This is a genomic window from Streptomyces sp. NPDC101393, assembly GCF_044767385.1.
Lineage (GTDB): Bacteria > Actinomycetota > Actinomycetes > Streptomycetales > Streptomycetaceae > Streptomyces.
On the sequence record NZ_JBIWNU010000002.1, the window covers coordinates 755,849 to 775,711 of the forward strand.

23 protein-coding genes and 1 pseudogene are annotated in these 19,863 nt (G+C 72.6%); 15 read left to right on the plus strand and 9 right to left on the minus strand.

Annotated elements, in window-relative coordinates; all coding sequences use genetic code 11:
* Positions 1-94: 94 nt before the first annotated feature.
* Together modA and ACIRQ7_RS09010 are read right to left on the minus strand one after the other, a co-directional pair.
* A complete protein-coding gene (gene modA, locus ACIRQ7_RS09005; protein ID WP_404261361.1) occupies positions 95-880 on the minus strand; it encodes a molybdate ABC transporter substrate-binding protein in 786 nt (261 codons plus the stop codon).
* Between the two features lie 163 nt (positions 881-1,043).
* Positions 1,044-1,436 (minus strand): molybdopterin-binding protein, encoded by a 393-nt coding sequence (locus ACIRQ7_RS09010; protein WP_401468106.1) that lies wholly within the window; start codon positions 1,434-1,436, stop codon positions 1,044-1,046.
* Positions 1,437-1,741: 305 nt separating this feature from the next.
* Between ACIRQ7_RS09010 and ACIRQ7_RS09015 the strand changes: the two genes are divergently transcribed.
* Complete coding sequence (locus tag ACIRQ7_RS09015) at positions 1,742-2,161, plus strand: molybdopterin-binding protein (RefSeq protein ID WP_404261085.1); 420 nt, start codon at positions 1,742-1,744, stop codon at positions 2,159-2,161.
* A gap of 31 nt (positions 2,162-2,192) precedes the next feature.
* On the opposite strand, the gene ACIRQ7_RS09020 is transcribed toward ACIRQ7_RS09015, so the two are convergent.
* Positions 2,193-2,708, minus strand: a complete 516-nt coding sequence (locus tag ACIRQ7_RS09020; RefSeq protein WP_404261087.1) for a molybdopterin-dependent oxidoreductase — start codon at positions 2,706-2,708, stop codon at positions 2,193-2,195.
* 501 nt (positions 2,709-3,209) lie between these two features.
* On the opposite strand from ACIRQ7_RS09020, the gene ACIRQ7_RS09025 reads away from it, so the two are divergent.
* Entirely contained in the window at positions 3,210-4,736 is a 1,527-nt protein-coding gene (locus ACIRQ7_RS09025; RefSeq protein ID WP_404261088.1) for a helix-turn-helix domain-containing protein, read from the plus strand.
* A 39-nt stretch (positions 4,737-4,775) separates the two neighbouring features.
* On the opposite strand, the gene ACIRQ7_RS09030 is transcribed toward ACIRQ7_RS09025, so the two are convergent.
* Together ACIRQ7_RS09030 and ACIRQ7_RS09035 are read right to left on the minus strand one after the other, a co-directional pair.
* Complete coding sequence (locus ACIRQ7_RS09030) at positions 4,776-5,183, minus strand: molybdopterin-binding protein (protein WP_401468094.1); 408 nt, start codon at positions 5,181-5,183, stop codon at positions 4,776-4,778.
* A 9-nt stretch (positions 5,184-5,192) separates the two neighbouring features.
* Positions 5,193-5,759 carry a GNAT family N-acetyltransferase gene (locus ACIRQ7_RS09035; RefSeq protein ID WP_404261089.1) on the minus strand — a complete coding sequence of 189 codons (567 nt, stop codon included), beginning with the start codon at positions 5,757-5,759 and terminating at the stop codon, positions 5,193-5,195.
* Positions 5,760-6,229: 470 nt separating this feature from the next.
* On the opposite strand from ACIRQ7_RS09035, the gene ACIRQ7_RS09040 reads away from it, so the two are divergent.
* The 5 genes from ACIRQ7_RS09040 to ACIRQ7_RS09060 are packed head-to-tail and all read left to right on the plus strand — an operon-like array spanning position 6,230 to position 10,106.
* On the plus strand, positions 6,230-6,415 hold the full coding sequence (locus tag ACIRQ7_RS09040) for a hypothetical protein (protein ID WP_401468088.1): 186 nt from the start codon (positions 6,230-6,232) through the stop codon (positions 6,413-6,415).
* 49 nt (positions 6,416-6,464) lie between these two features.
* Complete coding sequence (locus ACIRQ7_RS09045) at positions 6,465-7,127, plus strand: hypothetical protein (protein WP_404261363.1); 663 nt, start codon at positions 6,465-6,467, stop codon at positions 7,125-7,127.
* Positions 7,124-8,080, plus strand: a complete 957-nt coding sequence (locus ACIRQ7_RS09050; protein ID WP_404261090.1) for a DUF6895 family protein — start codon at positions 7,124-7,126, stop codon at positions 8,078-8,080. The genes ACIRQ7_RS09045 and ACIRQ7_RS09050 overlap by 4 nt, the downstream gene beginning before the upstream one ends.
* A gap of 17 nt (positions 8,081-8,097) precedes the next feature.
* The gene (locus ACIRQ7_RS09055) at positions 8,098-9,027 is read left to right on the plus strand and encodes a DUF6895 family protein (protein WP_404261092.1); all 930 of its coding nucleotides are present in this window, start codon (positions 8,098-8,100) and stop codon (positions 9,025-9,027) included.
* Positions 9,024-10,106 (plus strand): serine hydrolase domain-containing protein, encoded by a 1,083-nt coding sequence (locus ACIRQ7_RS09060; protein ID WP_404261093.1) that lies wholly within the window; start codon positions 9,024-9,026, stop codon positions 10,104-10,106. The genes ACIRQ7_RS09055 and ACIRQ7_RS09060 overlap by 4 nt, the downstream gene beginning before the upstream one ends.
* Before the next feature lie 238 nt (positions 10,107-10,344).
* Here ACIRQ7_RS09060 and ACIRQ7_RS09065 read toward each other — a convergent pair whose 3' ends face one another.
* Positions 10,345-11,409: an enoyl-CoA hydratase/isomerase family protein gene (locus ACIRQ7_RS09065; protein WP_404261095.1), complete on the minus strand. Its 1,065-nt coding sequence runs from the start codon at positions 11,407-11,409 to the stop codon at positions 10,345-10,347.
* 431 nt (positions 11,410-11,840) lie between these two features.
* Between ACIRQ7_RS09065 and ACIRQ7_RS09070 the strand changes: the two genes are divergently transcribed.
* From ACIRQ7_RS09070 to ACIRQ7_RS09085, 4 genes are all read left to right on the plus strand, one after another.
* Positions 11,841-12,182: a hypothetical protein gene (locus tag ACIRQ7_RS09070; protein WP_404261096.1), complete on the plus strand. Its 342-nt coding sequence runs from the start codon at positions 11,841-11,843 to the stop codon at positions 12,180-12,182.
* 264 nt (positions 12,183-12,446) lie between these two features.
* Positions 12,447-12,602 (plus strand): hypothetical protein, encoded by a 156-nt coding sequence (locus ACIRQ7_RS09075; protein WP_404261097.1) that lies wholly within the window; start codon positions 12,447-12,449, stop codon positions 12,600-12,602.
* A 209-nt stretch (positions 12,603-12,811) separates the two neighbouring features.
* Positions 12,812-13,297 (plus strand): cation:proton antiporter regulatory subunit, encoded by a 486-nt coding sequence (locus ACIRQ7_RS09080; protein WP_404261099.1) that lies wholly within the window; start codon positions 12,812-12,814, stop codon positions 13,295-13,297.
* 6 nt (positions 13,298-13,303) lie between these two features.
* Positions 13,304-14,587 carry a cation:proton antiporter gene (locus ACIRQ7_RS09085; RefSeq protein WP_404261100.1) on the plus strand — a complete coding sequence of 428 codons (1,284 nt, stop codon included), beginning with the start codon at positions 13,304-13,306 and terminating at the stop codon, positions 14,585-14,587.
* A 220-nt stretch (positions 14,588-14,807) separates the two neighbouring features.
* On the opposite strand, the gene ACIRQ7_RS09090 is transcribed toward ACIRQ7_RS09085, so the two are convergent.
* Entirely contained in the window at positions 14,808-15,248 is a 441-nt protein-coding gene (locus tag ACIRQ7_RS09090; RefSeq protein WP_404261102.1) for an SPW repeat protein, read from the minus strand.
* Positions 15,249-15,380: 132 nt separating this feature from the next.
* Positions 15,381-15,953 (minus strand): histidine phosphatase family protein, encoded by a 573-nt coding sequence (locus ACIRQ7_RS09095; RefSeq protein WP_404261103.1) that lies wholly within the window; start codon positions 15,951-15,953, stop codon positions 15,381-15,383.
* 311 nt (positions 15,954-16,264) lie between these two features.
* On the opposite strand from ACIRQ7_RS09095, the gene ACIRQ7_RS09100 reads away from it, so the two are divergent.
* Both ACIRQ7_RS09100 and ACIRQ7_RS09105 read left to right on the plus strand, forming a co-directional pair.
* Positions 16,265-16,483: a CbtB-domain containing protein gene (locus ACIRQ7_RS09100; RefSeq protein ID WP_404261104.1), complete on the plus strand. Its 219-nt coding sequence runs from the start codon at positions 16,265-16,267 to the stop codon at positions 16,481-16,483.
* A 15-nt stretch (positions 16,484-16,498) separates the two neighbouring features.
* Complete coding sequence (locus ACIRQ7_RS09105; RefSeq protein ID WP_401468050.1) at positions 16,499-17,278, plus strand: CbtA family protein; 780 nt, start codon at positions 16,499-16,501, stop codon at positions 17,276-17,278.
* A gap of 93 nt (positions 17,279-17,371) precedes the next feature.
* On the opposite strand, the gene ribA is transcribed toward ACIRQ7_RS09105, so the two are convergent.
* Positions 17,372-17,980: a GTP cyclohydrolase II gene (gene ribA / locus ACIRQ7_RS09110; RefSeq protein ID WP_404261365.1), complete on the minus strand. Its 609-nt coding sequence runs from the start codon at positions 17,978-17,980 to the stop codon at positions 17,372-17,374.
* A 461-nt stretch (positions 17,981-18,441) separates the two neighbouring features.
* On the opposite strand from ribA, the gene ACIRQ7_RS09115 reads away from it, so the two are divergent.
* On the plus strand, positions 18,442-19,176 hold the full coding sequence (locus ACIRQ7_RS09115; protein WP_404261106.1) for a creatininase family protein: 735 nt from the start codon (positions 18,442-18,444) through the stop codon (positions 19,174-19,176).
* Positions 19,173-19,829: pseudogene (locus ACIRQ7_RS09120) on the plus strand (RibD family protein); the annotation flags it as partial. The gene ACIRQ7_RS09115 and the pseudogene ACIRQ7_RS09120, both read left to right, overlap by 4 nt.
* Positions 19,830-19,863 lie beyond the last annotated feature (34 nt).

A 19,863-nucleotide genomic window follows, 5' to 3' on the forward strand; every position in this document is an offset into this window, starting at 1 on the left:
TCCCGGGATCGGAGCGGTCGGGCCGGCCGGATGCCGGCGCACGAGGCCGTCCGCTCCCCCGAGCCGGACGGTCCCGTGCGTCTCACCTGGAGGATTACGGCTTCTGGAAGCCCGCCTGCTGAAGGAGCTTCTGCGCCTCGGGCGTGCTCAGCCACTTCACGAAGGCGGCCGACGCCTTGCTGTTCTTCGACGTCTTGAGGGTCGCCGCAGGGTAGGAGGCGACGGCATTCTGGGCGTCGGGAATGTCGACCGCGTCGACCTTGTCCGGGGCGGTGGCGGCATCGGTCTTGTAGACGATGCCCGCGTCGGCCTCGCCCAGCTCGACCTTGCTGAGGACGGCGCGGACGTTGGGCTCCTGCGAGACCGGCTTGACGGCGAGCTTCTGGGCGTCCAGGACCAGCTTGCTGTAGCGGCCGACGGGCACCTCGGCGGCGGCGAGCACCACCTTCAGCTTGCTGCCGGTGAGCGCCTTGAGGTTGTCGATCTTCTTGGGGTTGCCCTCGCCGGTGGCGATGACCAGCCGGTTCTTGGCGATGACGGTCGGTGTGCCGGTGTCCGCCTTGAGCCCGTCCATGGTCTTGGTGTCGGCGGTGACCAGCGCGTCGGCGGGGGCGCCCTGCTTGACCTGTGCGGCGAGTTCCTGCGAGCCGGCGAAGGAGAAGTGCACCTGGGTGCCCGGGTGTTCCTTCTCGTAGGCGGCGCCGGCCTTCTTGAACACGTCGGTCAGCGACGAGGCCGCCAGCACGGTGAGATTGACCTTGGGGGCGGCGGCACCGTCCTTCTTGGCGTCGTCGTTGCTGCCGCAGGCAGCGAGCGGGACCAGGAGGGCGGCGGTGACGAGCGCGGCGGCGGTGCGGCGCTGGGTGAGAGGGAGCGACATCGGCATGAGGCGGAACTCCTTGAAGCGCGGGACGACGGATGTCGCCCCAGCGGATGGGGACAAGCCGCGCCGGGGACGGCGACGCCGCTGGACGGGACAACGGGGGGCGAGGGCGAGCTACGGGTGCGGGGGTGCCGGTCGGGCGGTTCCGCAGCCGGTCCGCTCAGGTGCGGTCGATGTGCACGCTGGTGGATTTCACGCGGGCGGTCGCCTGCATGCCGACCTCCAGGCCGAGTTCCTCGACCGCTTCCCTGGTCAGCAGGGAGACCAGGCGGTGGGGGCCGGCCTGGATCTCGACCTGGGCCGCCACATCGCCGAGCTTCACGGCGGTGACGATGCCCGGGAAGGCATTGCGGGCGGAGGTGTACGAGGCGTCATCCTCGCCGCCGTGCTGGCCGACCTCGATGGAGAACGCGGCCAGATCACGCCCGTCGATCAGGCGACGGCCGCTGTCGTCGCGGTGGGTCGCGACCTTGCCGGCGTCCGCCCAGCGGCGGGCGGTGTCGGGGCTGACACCCAGCAGACGCGCCGCCTGGCCAATCGTGTAGGACTGCATGTGCGACAAGATATGCGCGTGGGGCTGGCATTTGCAATTCATATGGCGAATCTCCATAGCAGACGCCAGGGATATGGGACGAATGACCAATGGCCGGACCGGCGGACCTGGTGCAGCAATCGGCCCCCTCACTCCCGGAATGCGCCATCTTTCTTCCGCCGCCGCTCTTCCGCCGGGCGAATTCACCCGTCTCCCCCGCGTCCGCATTGCGCGCCCGGACGACGACGGCAAGGTTGGCTAAGGTGCGGAATAAGCACGGAAATAGCCCGCATTCCCCCACTCTCTTCATACTTGAGGCGCCCGCCATGAGCCTGAGCATCCGTAATCAGATCGCCGGAACCGTCATCTCCGTCACCCCCGGCGAAGTGATGGCGACCGTCAAGGTCCGCCTGGAGGGCGGTCAGGAGATCACCGCCGCGATCACCCTCGAAGCGGTCAAGGAGCTGGGTATCGAGGCGGGTTCGGCGGTGCGCGCACTGGTCAAGTCCACCGAGGTCGCCCTCGCGACCGCCGCGACCACGGGGCTGAGCATCCGCAACCAGATCCCCGGGACCGTCACCGAGGTCACCACCGGCGGCGCGATGGCCGGGGTGAAGGTCACCGTCGCCGGGGGCGAGCTGACCGCCGCCATCACCAAGGACGCGGTCGCCGACCTGGGCCTCGCCCCGGGCGCCACGGTCACCGCGCTGATCAAGTCGACGGAGATCTCACTGGCGACCGTCTGAGCGGGGCGGCCGGAGCCGGGCGGGAGGCCTGTCACCGGCCGTCGGGTTCCTCGCAACTCCCCACCCGGATGCCGCGGATGGCGCTGATGTAGCGCGCCCCGCAGCGGTCCGAGGGAACCACCAGCTGGCTGCCCTCGGCGTCCAGCGGCCGGCCGTCCATGGCCGTGGCCAGCAGCATCGGCGCATTGCCGAAGTCGGCGTCGATCTCCGCCCAGGACAGCACCGCGTGATGCCCGTCCCCGCCCGTGACGGTCAGCAGGAAACGGGCCCGGTCCTTGCGTCGCCGGGCATCGAACGCCGGACCCGCGTCCTCCATGACGTCCCGCAGCAACGGGCCGTCGAAGGTGTGGTGCTGGGGTCCGTTCGTGGCGCAGTCGAAGATCACCTCCGCGTGGTGCTGTTCCCAGCGGTCGCGGAGATCGGCGACGGTCAGCGCCGCCGGGCGGAGCAGCCGACCGCTGATCAGCAGGCGGCACGGGCCGTCGGGCCGGTCGGGCGACGCGGGGTCTACGGCGGCGGTGCGGGTCGGCGTGCCGATTCGGCTCATCGGTGTCCCCCTCAAGACGGTCCGCGCGGCGGCTGCCTCTCTGTGATGCCCGACCGGTCGTCGGATGAATCACAAATGCAAGCCCCTTTCGCATCTTTACCTCGCTTGCGTGAGGAGATATGGGCCACATGGCCAGCATGTACGGTCTACCGGCAAGTACGGGACGCCGGCCGGCGGCGAGTGACGGATGCCGGGGTCAGGCGGCGCCCGGCCCCTCGCCGCGCTCGTCGAGCCGCGCCGCTTCGAAGCGGGTGGCGCCGGGCGCCTGGGCGTCGGCGCCCTCCACCTGCCACGCCCTGCATCGCGTTCATCACGCTCGCGCGGCGGCCGCACGACTGGTGCGCCACCCGGAAAACACCAGCGCCGGCCCCCGGAACTGGAGGATCAACCGAAGGGGTTCTCGGTCGGATCTCCTGGCATTTACGATGCCCGTACTCGCATTAGCCTCGTGAATGTGAGATGCCGGGCTCCGCGTCCGGCAGCCGCCCAAGGAGCCAGCCCATGCACGTCGAAGATCTTCTCCAGCTCGATTCGCTCGATCTGACCCTGCTGTGGGGCGACCGCCCGCTGCTCACCCAAGAGGTCAGCGGGGTCACCGCCACCGACCTGGAGGACCCGGCCCGGTTCCTGCAGCCGGGCGAGCTGGTGCTCAGCGGCCTGGTGTGGTGGGCCGCAGGGGACGGCCGCGCGAAGGCCGACCACTTCGTGGCGGCGCTGCGCGCCGCCGGGGCGACGGCGCTGCTGGCCGGCGAGGAGACCCATGGCGAGGTGCCCGCCGTGCTGGTGGACTCCTGCCGGGAGCACGGCATCGTGCTGGTCGCGGTGCCCGCCCACACCACCTTCCGGGCCATCACGGAGGCGGTGTATCTGCGCCAGTGGGGAGACCTGAGCCGGCGCCCCACCGACCATTACGCACTGCCGGAGAACGTCCGTACGGAGCTGGCCGGTCTGCTCGCCGGGGGCGCCCCGCCGGATGCCCTGCTGGACCGGGCGTCCGCGCATCTCGGCGGCCCCGCCTGTTATGTGCTGACCGCGACCGGGCGGACCATCGCCCGGACCTCGTCCGCTCCGCCGCTGCCGGCCCACCGGGCCGCCGAGGACCTGAAGTCCGGGATCGGTTCGACGCTGCGGATCGACGGGGACTCCGACCCGTACGACAGCTGGCATCTGCATCTGCGGGGTGCGGCCGACGCCCCGCCCCGCGTGCTGCACGAAATCGCGGATGTGATCGCCCAGTACCGCCATCTCACCGACCGCAGCCAGGCCGCCCGGCGCCGGGCGGCCGACGCGCTGATGGCCCTGACCGACGCCACGCCGGCCGACGGCACCGCGCTGGAGGCGGCGCTGCATTCCTGCGGGCTGCCCGCCACCGGGCCGTACCGCGTGGTGGTCGCCACGGCCGGCGGCGGCGACGGCGAGGAGGGCGACCGGGCGGTGGCGGCGCTGGTGGAGGCGCTGCGGCACTCCCCCGGCGAGCCGTTCGCGGCCGGGCGGCTCCCCGGCGGCGAGGCGGTGGCCGTCGTCCGTGCGGATCCCGCCGCCGAGGGGTGCCCGCTCGACGAGCTGTGGCCCGCCCTGCACGGCTGCCGTCCCGAGGTACCGCTGCACGCCGGGGCCAGCGCCCTCGCACCCACCGCCGGCGGGCTCAACGCCGCGCTGGTCCAGGCGCGTTACGCGCTCGCCGCGGCCCGTGCCCAGTCCCCGAAGGGTGCCCGGGTGACCGATGTCGAGGAGCTCACCACCCTCGGCTCACTGCTCGCCGGGGTGCCTGCCGATGTCCGCCGGGCCTTCAGCACCCGGGTGCTCGGCCCGCTCGCGCGCGGCGGCAGCGCCTCGCACCGCATGCTCCTCGAAACGCTGGAGGTCTTCCTCGACCGGCACGGCTCCTGGGCGCGTACGGCCGAGAGCCTGCACCTGCACGTGAACACCGTGCACTACCGCATCCAGCGGATCGAGGCACTCACCGGCCGCGATCTGTCCCGGCTCGACCACAAGCTCGACCTGCACGCCGCGCTGGTGTGCCGCTGAGGCGGCCCGCCCAGGGCGCGGCGCCGCGGCCGGGGCGGCTCAACTGCGGTCCTCGAAGCGGTCGATGTGCACATTGGTCGACTTCACCCGGGCCGTCGCGGTGACCCCGACCCGGATGCCCAGTTCTTCGACCGCCTCCCGGCTGACCAGCGACACCAGCCGGTGCGGCCCGGACTGGATCTCGACCTGGGCCACCACATCGTCGAGGATCACCGCGGTGACGATCCCGGCGAACGAGTTCCGGACGGAGGTGCGGACCTCGCCCGGCACCGGATGCAGCCCCTCGGCCCGGTCCTTGGCGAACGCGGCCAGGCTCCGGCCGTCGATCAACCGGTTGCCCGAGCCGTCCCGGTCCATCCGCAGCTGCCCTCCGTCGGCCCAGCGGCGGACGGTCTCCGAACTCACACCCAGCAGCCCCGCTGCCTGGCCAATGCTGTACGACGGCACCCCGGCACTCTAGACGAGTGGGCCGGGCGCCGGGGCGGCCCGCCACTCGGGTGCGAGCACCGACCAGATCTCGGTGTCCTGGCGGACTCCCCGGTAGGGGGTGCTCTGCCGCTGGACTCCGTCCCGGCTCATGCCGAGCCGCTTGGCGACGTTGATGCTCGGGGTGTTCTCGGAGGAGACCAGCCACTCCACGCGGTGCATGCCGCGCTCCTCGATCGCCCAGTCGATGATGACGCGCGCCGCGCGGGTGACGAGACCGCGTCCGGCGGCGGCCGGCTCCAGCCAGCATCCGGCCTCGCAGTTGCCGTCACGCGCGTCGAAGACCCTGAAGAGGACGCCGCCGACGAGGAGCCCGTCGAGCCAGATGCCGTACAGGCGGCCGGTGTCGGTGGCCGTCTTGTCGGCGTACGACTGGAGCCAGCCGCGCGCGGAGTCGAGGTCGGCCGCGGCGTCGGGCAGCCCGACGTAGCGGCCGATGTAGTCGCGGCCGCGGTCCATGTGGGCGAGGAACTCCTCCGCCTGCCAGGGCTCCAGCGGGCGCAGCTCGGCTCCGTCACCCAGCGACTTCGCGAACACTCTCGTCCTCCTCAGGGGTCGTGCACGATCCCTGGATCCTCGCACGGCTCTCCGGGGTCGCGGAGGCCTCCCCGTGAACCCGGCCCGCAACGGCCCGGCCGGCGGCGCCGAGTCCCGGTCGGGCGAGGGCCGGGCGGGGCGGCACGTGGGCCAACCGGGTTACGAGGTCCCCCTGGCGCCGGGTCCGGCCGGGATGTCGCCGGGGGCCGGGCGGTGCCTGCACGGGGGCCGGGCCGATCGCCCGCAACGGGGTGACACGGCCGCTCCTTGGCCCCGCGGCCCCCTCCCCCCGCGGACGGCGCGTCGGTCGAGCGCCAACGGCCGTTCGGCGCAGTCGAGTTGAGCGCTCCGGCGGCCTGTCGCACGCTCAATGACCGTCACGGGACATACCGCTGGTCCGGTTTCTACCGTTTGCGACCGATAAAGGCTGATGTAACGCTGGGACCCCAGCCAGAGAAGGAGTTGATCGCATGGTTACGGATCGCACAGCCTCGGTCGAAACGGCCGCGCTGGCCACCGAGGTCGAGGGACTGCTGGACTGCGCCGAGCCCGACGCCGTCTTCACCGACACCCGCGAGTGCGGAGCGGGGCTGCTGCTCGCCGCGCTGCTGCTCATCTCGCCCCCCACACCCCGCCCGAAGACGGACGTCCGATAAGGGGCATGCGTTGGCTGAGCAGGCGCAGGGAGCAGTCCCGCTGAGCGCTGTGGTCGCTGATGCCGCAACCGGGGTCGCCCTCGCCCTACGGGGTGAGGGCGACCCTTATGCGCTGTCCCGCATCCTGCGGCAGGGTGACGCCCTGTCGCTTGCCGCGATCCGGGTGCTGGGCGCCGACGCGCTCGCACCGTACGCGCTCGACCACCGGGCGGCCCCCGGTGGCGAGGACGATGAGACGGTGGTCAGGGAGGCCCTCGCGGCCTATCCCCCAGGCGCCGACGCCTCCGAGGTGTCGGTGTGGAGTTACCGGGGTCTGGTCGAGGCCTCGCATGCGTTTCTTCCCGGTGGCGCGGGCCGTTGGCCACGGCCGCCCGAGGCCGGGGCCGTCTGGATCGACAACGATCCATGGCCAAAACTTGCTCACAGGGCGTCACAACTGGCCGCCCTCGCCCTCCCCGGGCTGGCGCCGGGGCTCGCCGACGCACTGGCGGCCCGCACCGACGACCTCGCCCGCGGCTTCGTCCGCGCCGTACGCCGCCGTGACTGGCTGCAGGCGGCCGGCCTGGGCCGGTGGCTGGCCCGGCTGCCGCAGGTGCCGCCGACCCTCGGCCTCGACGCCGGGCTCGCGTTCGTCCGGCAGATGAGCGGCGGCGACGCCCGGGTCACGCTGCACGTCGCGGCCGCCCGGAGCTTCTACGGACGGGGTCGGTGACCGGCCGCCGGGGAGACCCCGGGCTGCTCGACCGGATGGTCGGCGACAGCCTGGGGTGGCTGGCGGGCGCCCGCGACCGCTTCCGGCTGCCCGCGAACGTGACCACCGACGCCGACCCCAACCTCACCCTCAAGCCCCTCGGCGAACTCGCCGAACTCACCCGCCTCATCGGCACCTCGCACCCCCTGACCGGCATCCGCGACACCGCGGACGGCCTCTTCGACTTCGCCTGGCGCGAGACCCGCGAGGGGGAGCTCTTCGCGGAGCTGATCCGCCGCGAACCGCACGCGACCTACCCGGTGGAGCTCTACGGCGTCTTCGCCCAGGCCGGACTGCGGCACCCCGCCGTGGACGCGCTGGTGGCGGCGACGACGGGGCTGCGCAGCTGGCGGGTGGCGCGCGAGGACCACACCCGCACGCTCGGGGTGCTCAACGCCGAACGGCGCATCGGGCTCACCCGGCACGCCGATTTCGACGCCGTCCTGGCGCAGACCGGACTCGGCCGGATGCCCGAGCCCTGGGCGCTGGACCGCAGATCGGCCTACGGCATCACCCACGACGTCTTCCACCTCACCGACTGGGGCCGCGCCCGGCGGCAGCTGCCCGCCGAACTCGCCGCCTATCTGCGGCTCTGGCTTCCCTCCTGGCTGGACACCTGGCTGGAGGAAGAACTGTGGGACCTCGTCGGCGAGTTGCTGGCCGTCACGGCCTGCCTGCCGAAGGCCCCGTACGACCCCGTGGTCTGGCAGCGGCTGGCCGGCGCGCAGGCCGCCGACGGCAGCGTGCCGGAGACCGGCGTCGCGCCCGGCCCCGAGGACCCCGATGCGGCCTTCACCGCCTGCTACCACTCCACCCTGGTGACCGCCTTCGCCGGCACCCTCGCCCGTACCGCCATGGAAGGGGCCGACCGCGCCCCCGAGGGCGCCGTGGCGGTGGCCGGACGGACCCCCTGAGAAAGAGAGAGCGCACCGTGACCGTGACGGCCGCACCCCCCGCACTGCTGCACGCCGTCGGCGACCGCGCCCTGAGCTGGCTCGACGCGCAACGTGAACACTTCCGGCTGACCCCGCAGGACCGGGCCACCAGCGGCGGTGTCATCGAACGCCTCAAGCCCATCGGTGAGTTGGCGATCAATATGCAGGTGCTGTTCCGGGAGGGCGTGGCCGGTTCCCGCCAGCACCGCAGCGCCGGACAGCTGCTGGAATTCGCCTGGCGCGACCTGCTGGACGGCGGGAACGTCCTGGCCGCCCTCCAGCACGACGAACCGCTCTCGCCCGTGCCCCTGGAGGTGTACGGCACCTTCCACGAACTGGGCCACCGCCACCCCGGCCTGGAGTCGGCCCTGGAGGTCTGCCGGCTCACCACCACCTGGACGGCACTGGAGATGGTGCCCAACCGGCGGCTCGGTGTGCTCAACGCCGAGCGCAAACTCGGCCTGACACCCAGCGCCGACTTCGGGCAGGCCGTGGAGCGCACCTGGCTCGGCCGGCTGCCGGAACCGTGGACCGTACAGCTGCACATCGCCTACGACCTCACGCACACCGTCTTCCACCTCACCAACTGGGGCGAGCATCCGGACCGGATCCCACCGGCCCTCGCCGACTACCTCGCGCTGTACCTGCCCGCCTGGACAGCGGAATGGGCCGACCTCGAACACTGGGACCTGCTCGGCGAACTCCTCGTCGTCGACGCCTGTCTGCCGCGCCCCACCCTGGACGCGCGGATGTGGGAACGGTACGCGGCGGCGCAGTCCCCCGACGGGGCGATGCCCGTACAGCGCGGGATGCCGCACGGCGACCCGGCGGAGGTCTTCGACCTCGTCCACCACCCCACCCTGGTCGCCGCGTTCGCGTCCGCCATGGCCACCTCCCGCGCCCTGTCCGCCGACACCGCCCGATGAACACCGCGGACACCGACACCGCTCTCGCCGACCGCCTCACCGAAGCGCTCACCCTGATGGACGCCCCGGACCTCGTGCTCGGCGTCACCCGGCACGGCCGGCGCACCGTCGTCACCGGCGGCAGCGCGCTCGCGCCGCCCATGCCGCGCGACGCGTTGCGCTACGAACTCGGATCGCTCTCCAAGACGTTCACCGTGCTGCTGCTCGCCGACCTGGCGGTGTCCGGTGTGCTCGCCCTCGACGACCCGCTCACCGGACATCTGCCGGACCTGCCGCTGCGGTACGCCCGCTCCCGGCAGATCACCCTGCGGCATCTGGCCACCCACACCGCCGGGCTGCCCCGCATCCCCACCGACCTGGTGGCCGGCGCCCTGCTGCACCCGTACGCCAACGGCTATGCCCGCTACGACACCGCGCGGCTGCTGGACACCTTCGCCCGCACCCGGCCACGGCACCCGCCCGGCGCCCACTGGCACTACTCCAACTTCGGGCTCGCGCTGCTCGGCCCCGCGATGGCGCGGGCCGCGGGCGCCGACTACGCCACGCTCCTCGCCGAACGGGTGCTGGAGCCGCTCGGGCTGACCGGCGTCACCCTCGGCCCCGGCGCCACCGGCACCGACGCGGTCGGCCACCGGACCAACGGCAGCACTCCGGTCGCCGGCGCCGACATGGGCGGATTCCTCTCCGCCGGAGCCGTCCGCGCCACCCCCGGGGACCTTCTCTCCTACCTGGAGGCGCACCTCTTCCCCGATCGCACCCCGCTGGACCGGGCGCTGCGCGCGGTGCAGGTGCCGCTGCTGCGCCGGGGCTGGCGGCACCGCAACACCCACACGCTGACCTGGTATCAGCACCCCGCACCGGGCGGCCCGCTGCTCTTCCATGTGGGCGCCACCTTCGGCCAGCAGGCCTTCCTCGGCTACCACCCGGCGTCCGGCACGGGCATCGTCGCCGTCGCCACCCGGCGCGGCCGCACCTGCCACATGATCGGCACGGCCTACGACCTGCTGTACACCCTGGCCGGTGAGGCGGCGGACCGGGCCGCGTACGACGCCGGACCACACCCGGCAGAATCCGGCTGACGGAGCACTCCGGACCTTCCGTTCCCCGGTGCCCTGCGGAAAGCCCCCGCAGGGCACCGCCGCCTCGCCACCGATCACCGCGCGGGCCCGCCGCTCGCACCTGCCGGGTGCCGGCCGCAGGCCGGGCTGCCGCGCCGGGGGGCGCCGACGGTACGTCAGACTGTGCGGCCGGCCGGTCCGGCCCGCCGCGATGGGGCGGGCCGGACCTGCCGCTCTTCCCGTCGGCCGTCGTTGCCGGTCAGAGGGCGGTGGGGCGGCTCTGCGCGAGCCCCAACTCGGCAGCGCCCAACGGGCGGAAGTGGCGGTCGACCTCCGCCGCCGGCACGTCCTGGAGGCGGGACGGCGACCAGCGCGGGTTGCGGTCCTTGTCGATGATCTGGGCGCGTACGCCCTCCACCAGATCGGGCGAGCCCAGCGCGGTGCACGAGACCCGGTACTCCTGATCCAGGACCTCCTCCAGAGTGCCCAGCCCACGGGCCCTGCGGAGCGCCGCGAGGGTGACCTTGAGGGCCGTGGGCGACCTGCTCAGCAGGGTCGCGGCGGCCTCCTTGGCGCCCTGTTCGCCGGCCCGCTCCAGCCGGTCGACGATCTCCTCGACGGTCCCGGCGGCGTAGCAGGCGTCGATCCACCCGCGGTGTGCGGCCAGTTCACCGTCCGGGGCGGGGGCGGCGAACCGCCGGAGAGCGTCCGGCAGTTCGCTGCCGGCGAGCGCGGCGCCGAATTCCGGCAGCCGCTCGGACGGCAGGAAGTGGTCCGCGAGCCCGCACAGCAACGCGTCGGCCGCGCCGACCGCGTCGCCGGTGAGCGCGAGGTGGGTGCCCACCTCGCCCGGTGCGCGGGACAGCAGGTAGGTCCCACCGACGTCGGGGACGAAGCCGATACCGGTCTCCGGCATGGCGATACGGGAACGGTCGGTGACGACCCGTACGTCGCCGTGCGCCGAGACCCCGACGCCGCCGCCCATCACGATGCCGTCCATCAGCGCGACCGTGGGCTTGGTGTAGCGGGCGATCCGCGCGTTGAGGCGGTACTCGTCACGCCAGAAGGCCCGCGACGCCTCCCCGCCGCCGGCGCGGGCATCGTCGTGGATGGAGCGGATGTCGCCGCCGGCGCACAGTCCGCGCGTACCGGCACCGCCGATCACCACGGTCGCCACGGCGGGGTCGTGCTCCCACGCGGTGAGCGCCTCGTCGATCCGTCGCACCATGGCGTGGTTGAGGGCGTTGAGGGCGCGCGGCCGGTTGAGGGTGAGGTATCCGGCGCGGCCTTCGGTGTGCAGGAGTACGGAGTCGTCGTCACTCATCGGATCTCGTCGGTCCCTTTCCGGCTCTGCTGCGCCCACGGGCGCGGGCGGTTCTTCCCCCTACTCCACCAGACGGAGGGGACGGCTGTGACGGGACGGTCGTGGCGGGCGGATGTGCCGCGGGTGCCGAGTGACCGGATTGCGTGCGTCAGGACGCGGTTCCTCCCCGGCCGACGGCGCCACGGGCGTTAGCGGCCGCCCCCGGCAGGGCACAACGCCTGTGACGTTGCGGCCGCCGTACGGCCCCGCAGCGGGCGCCGCTTCGGCCACCGTCCCGCCTACAGGTTCACCGCCCCGGAAAGGGGTGACACCCCCGATGGCGGTGGAGTCGCACACCGAGGGACCGCGAAGTGCCGCCGCCCCTGCGACGGTGCCCTTCGTGACGTGACCGCCTGCCACGACCGCACGATCCGGGAGAGGAGGGACGCCCCGTGTCCCCCGATGACGAACACCAACTCGGCCGCTTCGCCGAGCAGTTCCGGCACGAGGAGGCTGCCCGCACCTCCCGGGCACCGGCCCGGGGCCCGGCGGCCGGCCTCCCCGGAACGGCGGGGTATGGCCGCCGGCCGTGGGGTGCCCGGCGGCCGGCCGCCTGGCTGGTGCTGGCCGCGGCAGCCGGCAGCCTGGCCACCGGGATCGTCCTCGCACAGGGCCTGCTGATCGCCGGCGGCCTGATCCTCGCCGGGCTCTCCGGCCATCTCTTCGACCCCGGCGCCGACCCCGTCCGCAGCGGGCCCCGACGACGGGTGCCGCCCGCTCCCCGCCAGGGGTGACGTTGACGAACGGCGGGCCTTGGCACGCCCCGAAGGGGTGGACGCGCGGCGGGACGCTGAAGCCTGCGGTGAAGTGACGCCGGTTGCCGCGCCCTGAGGCGCCGTTCGTCCCCGGGCACCCCCAAACCGGCCAATTCATCCTACGTTAAACTGCACACCCAGTGGTCAACGCGCCGCATGGAGCGACAGGCCCCGCAGACGGCGGGCGGTTGCCGTGGGCGGCGCCGTGGTCGTGGCGCAGCAGTTGTGGCGGGAGGACGGGACATGCAGGCGGGCATCGAGGCGCCGGCCGTTCCCGTCTTCGACACGGCCCGCACCGCCGTCGTACGCCGCGCCCACTGTGCCTCCCGCGCCCCGCGCGCCTGCCGTATCGCCCCCTGCGCCCGCAGCGGCATTCCCGATACCGGCAGCGCCGGCTGACCGGGGCTGTCCTGTCCGGGCCGGCGCCCATCCGTCGCACCACGGCCCGGCATCGCGTGTTCGTGACGCGGGACGCCGTACCCTCCGGCCGCCCGGCGCCGTGATGCACAATGCCTGACCGGTGGCCGCCGCCCGCGTCGCGGAGGCCGCCCGTCCAGGGGCGGTTCACCGCCCGCACGCCGTCCAGCACGCCCGCATGGAGCGCATCAATGGAACCATCGGCCCACGTCGCCAAGACCTCCCTCCCGGGGGTCGGAACCCGCTACGACCTCACCACCGAAGGCGGCCGCAAGCTGTCGGTGGTCGTCCACCAGGACGGCCGGCGCATCCTCGCCTTCCACGACCCGGAGGACGAGGACAGCTGCAAGGACGCCGCGACGCTCGCCCCGCAGGAGGCGATCGCGCTGTCCAAACTCCTCGTCCCCGACCCCGTCGCCCATCTGCGCCAGCACCTGGAAATCGACCTGGTCACCGAGCACATACCGGTCACCAAGCGCTCTCCGTACGCAGGCCGGACGCTGGGCGCCACCCAGGCCCGCACCCGCACCGGGGCCTCCATCGTCGCCGTACTGCGCCGTACCGACGCCTTCCCCTCGCCCACTCCGGACTTCCGCTTCGCGCTCGGCGACACCCTTGTCGTCGTCGGCACCCGGGAAGGCGTGGACGCCGTCGCCGCTTTGATCACCGGAGGATAGACGCCCGTGCACGACACCACCGCGCTGCTCATCGAACTCGGGGCCATCATCCTCGGCCTGGGCATACTCGGCCGGCTCGCAGGACGGGTCGGCTTCTCCCCGATACCCCTCTACCTCCTCGCCGGCCTCGCCTTCGGCCATGGCGGAATGATCCCGCTGAACGCCAGCGAGGAATTCGTCTCCACCGGGGCCGAGATCGGCGTCATCCTGCTGCTGCTCCTGCTGGGACTGGAATACAGCGCCTCGGAGCTGGTCACCAACCTCAAGACCCAATACCCCTCCGGCATCGTCGACTTCACCCTCAACGCGGTGCCCGGCGCGGTCGCCGCACTCGTCCTGGGCTGGGGCCCGGTGGCGGCGGTGGCGCTGGCCGGCGTCACCTGGATCTCGTCCTCCGGAGTGATCGCCAAGGTCCTGGGCGACCTCGGCAGGCTCGGCAACCGCGAAACCCCGGTCATCCTCGGCGTCCTGGTCATCGAGGACCTCGCCATGGCGGTCTATCTCCCGCTGCTCACCGCCCTCCTCGCGGGAATGAGCCTGGCCGGCGGCAGCCTCACCCTGCTCATCTCGCTCGGCACCGTCGGCGCCGTCCTCTATCTCGCGCTCCGCCACGGCCGGCTGATCAGCCGGGCGGTCTCCTCCGACAACCCCGAGATGCTGCTGCTGGTCGTCCTGGGTCTGACGGTGCTGGTCGCGGGCGTCGCCCAGCAGCTCCAGGTCTCCGCCGCCGTCGGTGCGTTCCTCGTGGGCATCGCGCTGTCCGGTGAGGTCGCCGAGGGCGCCCACCACCTGCTGACGCCGATGCGGGATCTGTTCGCCGCGGTCTTCTTCGTCTTCTTCGGGCTCAACACCGATCCGGCCGCCATCCCGCCCGTGCTCGTCCCGGCGCTGATCCTGGCCGTGGTCACCACCGGGACGAAGGTGGCCACCGGTTGGTACGCGGCCCGGCGCGCCGGGGTGAAGTCCGCGGGCCGCTGGAGGACCGGCGGCACGCTGGTGGCGCGTGGCGAATTCTCCATCGTCATCGCCGGGCTGGCCGTCGGCGTCGAGCCGCGGATCGGCCCGCTGGCCACCGCCTACGTCCTCATTCTCGTCATCCTCGGCCCGCTCGCCGCCCGATGGACCGAGCCGCTGGCCCGCCGCGCCCTCCGCAGGACCGTGAAGGCGACGGCGAAGGCGACGGCGACTACGGCTTCGGACCCGGCCCCGGCCCCGGCTTCTCCGCCCGAATCGGCGCCCGCACCCGAACCGGCTCCGGACAGCACCGGGACCGCGACCGCGCACGGCTGACGCAGGGCCGCCCCGGAGGCCGCGGCGGTTACTTGTCCCGGCTACGCCAACGGCCGAGGCCTGCACCGCAAGATGCGGCACTCGCCGGAACGCGCACGGGTGCACAGGTGCACAGGTGCACGGCGACAGCAGACCGCCGACGCGCTCACCGTCCGTGGACGGTCGGCACACCGGCGGTTGTCCCACGTGCGCGCGGGATCGCCGCGCTACCTGGAGTGGCTTACGTGGAGCGGCGGCTCCTCGCTGCCACACCGACGCACATCGCGCCCAGCAGGAAGGTGAGAGCACCGATGACGATGCTGTTCCAGATGACGCCCTTGTCCGGGCCGGTGCCGACGATCCAGGGCGACACGATCATCCAGACGCCCATCGCGCACATCGCCCCGCTCAGGCCGTACATACGGTCCGGTGTGACGGTGAACCCGAGCGCCAGGAGGGCGATCGCGATGCCGAAGATGAGATTGTGGACCACCAGCGCGGGCTGCGAACTCGTGTAATGGACGATCCATGGTGAAGCGGCGCAGTACAGGCCGACGAGGAACACCGGCCCGTCCACGAGTACGACATCACGTCCGCCGAGAACGCGATCGTATCGAGCCTGCATCTCGGTAACGTCGGGGTGACCTGCGAGGTCTCCCCTGCTGTGTGAGACGTCGGCCATGCGACTCGCCTCCTTCATTCGCAAGTCCGGCCGTTTCGCGTGGTATGGGACCGCGCACACCCCATTCTGCGCTTATGTCGCCTTTATGTGTAGTTTTCGGGCGGAAAAGTTTCCGGAGCCACCGCCGACCCCTCAGGCAGCGCCCAGCGCGCACCCCAGGCCCAGATTCCAGCGACCGCTCCGGCCGCTCAGCTCGGTCGAGGTCAGCGGACGCACATCCAGCCGCCAGAACGCCTCCACCCGCGCCCCCAGCGCGCACACCGCCGCGGCCCGTACGACGTCCGGTTCGACGACGGCGGTCACCCGCCCCGGGTCGGCGGCCAGCCCGGTCAGCCAGCCCTCGACCCGGTCGCAGAGCTGCCGCAGCGATTCCCCGCCGTGCCCGGTGAAACCCGGGTCCGACAGCCAGGCGGCCACGTCCGCCGGATCGGCGTCCGCCACTTCCGCCAGCGTCCGGCCCCGCCAGCGGCCCATCGTGCACCCGGCCGGCGCGGGCTCGGGCGCCGGGGTCAGGCCCAGCTCGTCGGCCGTCATCCGGCACCGCAGCGACGGCGAGACAAAGGTGCGGGCGGCGGCCGGCAGCGTGGCGGCAGCGGCGCGGGCACGGCGCAGGCCCGCCGCACCGAGCGGGCCGTCGTCGTCGAATCGCACCTCACGCCGGGCGTCGCCCGCAGCCGGTGAGATCAGCATCACCCGGGTTGTCATGACCCCTACTTTCACTGCCTCGGTGGCGGCAACAGGCTCGGCACAGCGCCGAGTTGGCCGAATCGCGCGCCCGGTCCTGCACCCTTCCGCCCCCTGCGTGGCCTTGGCCCGGCCGTCGGTTCGCGGTACCTTCCCGATGATATTGACGACGACATGACGGAAGCCGGTGGGATCCCGGCGCGGTCGCGCCACTGTATGTCCGGTTCTGACCAGCCCCAACGGGGGCCGGGGCCGGGCGAGCCAGACCCGGCATGTCGTTACGCACTCCATCCACAGGGACGCGAGTTCCCCCCATCAGGAGGTCCCCCGCCATGGCTTCGACCATCGCACCCCCGGCCACCGGCGCCGTCACCCCGGCCACGCTCCCGCTCAAGGCGATCGCCCCATGGGCGCTGTTTTTCGGCGTCCTGATGCTGGTCCTGCTCTACTTCATCGGCGCGGAGCAGGGCGCCACCTCGCTGCTCTCCGGTACGGACGTTCACGAGTGGGTCCATGACGGACGCCACCTCCTCGGCTTCCCCTGCCACTGATCGGACGCCGCACCCATGAACTCCGTCACCATCAGAAATCTCCTGATGCGCGGCATGCTCGCCGGTCTGGCCGCCGGTGTGGCCGCACTCGTCGTCGCCTACTTCCTGGGCGAACCACGGGTCAATGCCGCCATCGCCTTCGAGGAGTCGCACAGCCACGAACACGAGCACGGGATGGAGGTCGTCAGCCGCGGTCTGCAGTCCACGGCGGGGCTGGCGACCGGCGTGCTGGTCTACGGCGTGGCGCTGGGCGGGATCGCCGCCCTGGCCTTCTGTTTCGCGCTGGGCCGCATCGGCCGCTTCGGCGCCCGGCCCACGGCCGTGCTGCTGGCCGGCGCGGCGCTGGTCGCCGGCTACCTCGTACCGTTCCTGAAGTACCCGGCCAACCCGCCGTCCGTGGGTGACCCCGACACCATCGGCACCCGCACGGCGCTGTATTTCCTGATGATGCTGCTCAGCATCCTGCTGGCCGTCGCCGCGACACTCCTCGGCCGGCGGCTCGCTCCCAAGCTGGGCAACTGGTACGCCACGGTGGCGGGCGGCGCCGCGTTCGTCGTGGCCATCGGGCTCGCGTACGCCTTCCTGCCGTCCTTCAACGAGGTGCCGCACGGCTTCTCCGGTGGGCTGCTGTGGCAGTTCCGGCTGTCGGCGATCGCCATCCAACTGGTGCTGTGGACCGCCTTCGGGCTGCTCTTCGGCCACCTCGCGGAGCGCGTCGTCCAGCCCCGGGAAGCCGCCCGGGCCGGCGAGCCGGACGAGGTGACCACTGCCGAGGCGGCGACCGCCGCTTCCTGACGCGGAACCCGCTGCGCACGCACCGGTGCAGGGCCCGTGACCATCGTCGCGGGCCCTGCCGCTCGTCCGGGGTGCGGATCTGCCGCGCCTCCTTCAGGACAGGCCGGGAATGCCCTCCAGGTGGGGCAGGTCGTGGTCGAGCCGTTCCCGCTTTGTCCGCAGATAGCGGATGTTCTCGGTGCCGGGCGGCATCAGCAGCGGGACCTGCTCGGTGACGGTGACGCCGTGCCGCGTCAACGCCTCGCGCTTGCGCGGGTTGTTGGACAGCAGCCGCACCGACCGGACCCCGAGGTCCTGGAGAATGCCGGCCGCGGCACCGTACTCGCGGGCGTCCACCGGCAGACCGAGTGCGAGGTTCGCGTCGACCGTGTCCAGCCCGTCCTCCTGCAGTTTCATCGCGCGAAGCTTGGCCAGCAGTCCGATTCCCCGGCCCTCGTGGCCCTGGAGGTAGACGAGAATTCCGCTGCCCTCGGCCACAATCGCTTCCAGCGCCGCGGACAATTGGCCACCGCATTCGCAATGCGTGGAGGCAAAGGCATCGCCGGTCAGGCATTCCGAATGCACCCGGGTCAGCGCCGCCTGCCCCGCCACCTCGCCATGGACCAGGGCCACTTGCTCGATTCCGTTGCGGCGGTCCAGATAACCGACGGCGAGAAACACACCGTGGGCCGTGGGCAGCCGGACCTCCACCACCCGTTCCACGTAGGCGATACGGGCGGGATCCGCGGGAACGCGTACGCCGGCCGGGGACGGTCGCACCACGCGCGGCGCAAGAGCGGCATCATCGAACGCGACATCGGCATCGGGGTCCGTCATGCGGCGATCGTACCCAGGCCGGGATTCGAACGGCGGAATTCGCGCACATCGCTACAACTCCTGGAATCGGAAGCAACTGGCGCACGGGACGCCCGGGTTGAAGCCGGTATCCGATTCCGCCGGGTATCGGTGGCGTTCCGGCCGCATATTCCGAAACACGCGCCTCGGTGCCCGACCCCTGTCACATTCGTGCGGCCCAACGCGTCATGGCAGTGACGGACCGACCCGCCCGGGACACCGACCGGGTGACGCGGGCATCATGACGCGTGCACGATGACACCCGGGCCCGCGCGCGAGCCCGCGCACGACGTATCCGCAAGTCAGCGACGAAAGGGCCGCACCCCACCATGACCGTTCCGGGACAACGGACTTCGGCCTCCGGCCTGCTGCCGACGGACACCACTCAGGACGTCCGGGCGCGGCAGGCGCCACTCGCCGTGCTCCCCATCGGGAGCCTCGAACAGCACGGCGCCCACCTCCCGTTGACGACCGACACGGTCATCGCCTGCACCATCGCGGCGGAGATCGCGGCCCGCCGGCCCGTCCAGCTGCTGCCACCGCTGACGATCTCCTGCTCGCACGAACACGCCGCGTGGCCGGGCACCGTCAGCATTTCGGCCCGGACCCTGCACGCCGTGGTGACGGACATCGCCGCGTCACTCCGCCGCTCCGGTGTGAGCACCCTGATCCTCGTCAACGGGCACGGCGGGAACTACGTGCTGCGCAACGTGGTGCAGGAATCCGCCGGCAGCGGCACCCGGATGGCGCTCTTCCCGGGCTCCGCCGACTGGGACGCGGCGCGCGCCAGGGCCGGGGTGCGCACCACACTCCACAGCGATATGCACGCGGGCGAGATCGAGACCTCCCTCCTGCTGCACGCCCATCCCGAACTGGTCGGGCCCGGCCACGAATCGGCCGACCACCTCGCCGATGACCGCCGACATCTGCTGACCCTCGGCATGGCGCCGTACACCGAATCCGGTGTCATCGGCCGCCCTTCGCTGGCCACCGCCGCGAAGGGCCGCGAGCTGCTGGCCGGGCTCGCCGAGGCGTTCGACGCGTATGCGGAGCTGCTGTCATGACCGGGCACTCGCCGGAGGTACTCGACACCGCGGCGGCCTGGGAGCGGCTGCGCCGGGTCCGTACCGCCCACGACGCCGAGGCGGCAGGGCTGGTGCCGGACGGGGACGGCGGGCTGCGGTGGGAGCCGGACGCCTCGCCCGGCGCGGCGGGGCTGGCCGCGCGCTATCTGCCGTTGTGCCTGGCCGGGCCGCGGACGGCGGTCGCCCAGCTCGGGCAGAGCCTGGACGGTTTCATCGCGACGCGTACGGGCGACGCCGACTATGTCACCGGGGCCGCGGACCGCTGCCATCTGCACCGGCTGCGGGCGCTGTCCGATGCCGTGATCGTCGGGGCGGGCACGGCCGTGGCGGACGATCCGCAGCTGACGGTGCGCGCCTGCGCGGGGGACCATCCGGTGCGGGTGGTGCTCGATCCGCGGGGCCGGGTGCCGCTGCGGCGCCGGGTGTTCACCGACGGTGCCGCGCCGACGCTGTGGGTGGTGGGCGCCGACACCGCGGCGGCACGGCAGGGAGCCGGGCCGGGCGTGGACGTACTGGCGCTGCCCGATGCCGGGGACTTCGGCCCGCGGCGCCTGCTGGAGAGCCTCGCCCGGCGCGGCCTGGGGCGGGTGCTCGTCGAGGGCGGCGGGGTCACCGTCTCCCGTTTCTTCCAGGAGCGGGCGCTGGATCGGCTGTATGTCACGGTCG

Bases quoted from the DNA above. Each gene is read 5' to 3' on its own strand.
- ACIRQ7_RS09015 (WP_404261085.1), top strand. From the start codon at position 1,742: ATGAGCCTGAGCATCCGTAATCAGATCGCCGGAACCGTCATCTCCGTC.
- ACIRQ7_RS09105 (WP_401468050.1), top strand. From the start codon at position 16,499: ATGAACTCCGTCACCATCAGAAATCTCCTGATGCGCGGCATGCTCGCC.
- ACIRQ7_RS09080 (WP_404261099.1), top strand. From the start codon at position 12,812: ATGGAACCATCGGCCCACGTCGCCAAGACCTCCCTCCCGGGGGTCGGA.
- ACIRQ7_RS09025 (WP_404261088.1), top strand. From the start codon at position 3,210: ATGCACGTCGAAGATCTTCTCCAGCTCGATTCGCTCGATCTGACCCTG.
- ACIRQ7_RS09040 (WP_401468088.1), top strand. From the start codon at position 6,230: ATGGTTACGGATCGCACAGCCTCGGTCGAAACGGCCGCGCTGGCCACC.
- ACIRQ7_RS09075 (WP_404261097.1), top strand. From the start codon at position 12,447: ATGCAGGCGGGCATCGAGGCGCCGGCCGTTCCCGTCTTCGACACGGCC.
- ACIRQ7_RS09060 (WP_404261093.1), top strand. From the start codon at position 9,024: ATGAACACCGCGGACACCGACACCGCTCTCGCCGACCGCCTCACCGAA.
- ACIRQ7_RS09020 (WP_404261087.1), bottom strand. From the start codon at position 2,708: ATGAGCCGAATCGGCACGCCGACCCGCACCGCCGCCGTAGACCCCGCG.
- ACIRQ7_RS09090 (WP_404261102.1), bottom strand. From the start codon at position 15,248: ATGGCCGACGTCTCACACAGCAGGGGAGACCTCGCAGGTCACCCCGAC.
- ACIRQ7_RS09115 (WP_404261106.1), top strand. From the start codon at position 18,442: ATGACCGTTCCGGGACAACGGACTTCGGCCTCCGGCCTGCTGCCGACG.
- modA (WP_404261361.1), bottom strand. From the start codon at position 880: ATGTCGCTCCCTCTCACCCAGCGCCGCACCGCCGCCGCGCTCGTCACC.
- ACIRQ7_RS09010 (WP_401468106.1), bottom strand. From the start codon at position 1,436: ATGCAGTCCTACACGATTGGCCAGGCGGCGCGTCTGCTGGGTGTCAGC.
- ACIRQ7_RS09100 (WP_404261104.1), top strand. From the start codon at position 16,265: ATGGCTTCGACCATCGCACCCCCGGCCACCGGCGCCGTCACCCCGGCC.
- ACIRQ7_RS09095 (WP_404261103.1), bottom strand. From the start codon at position 15,953: ATGACAACCCGGGTGATGCTGATCTCACCGGCTGCGGGCGACGCCCGG.
- ACIRQ7_RS09065 (WP_404261095.1), bottom strand. From the start codon at position 11,409: ATGAGTGACGACGACTCCGTACTCCTGCACACCGAAGGCCGCGCCGGA.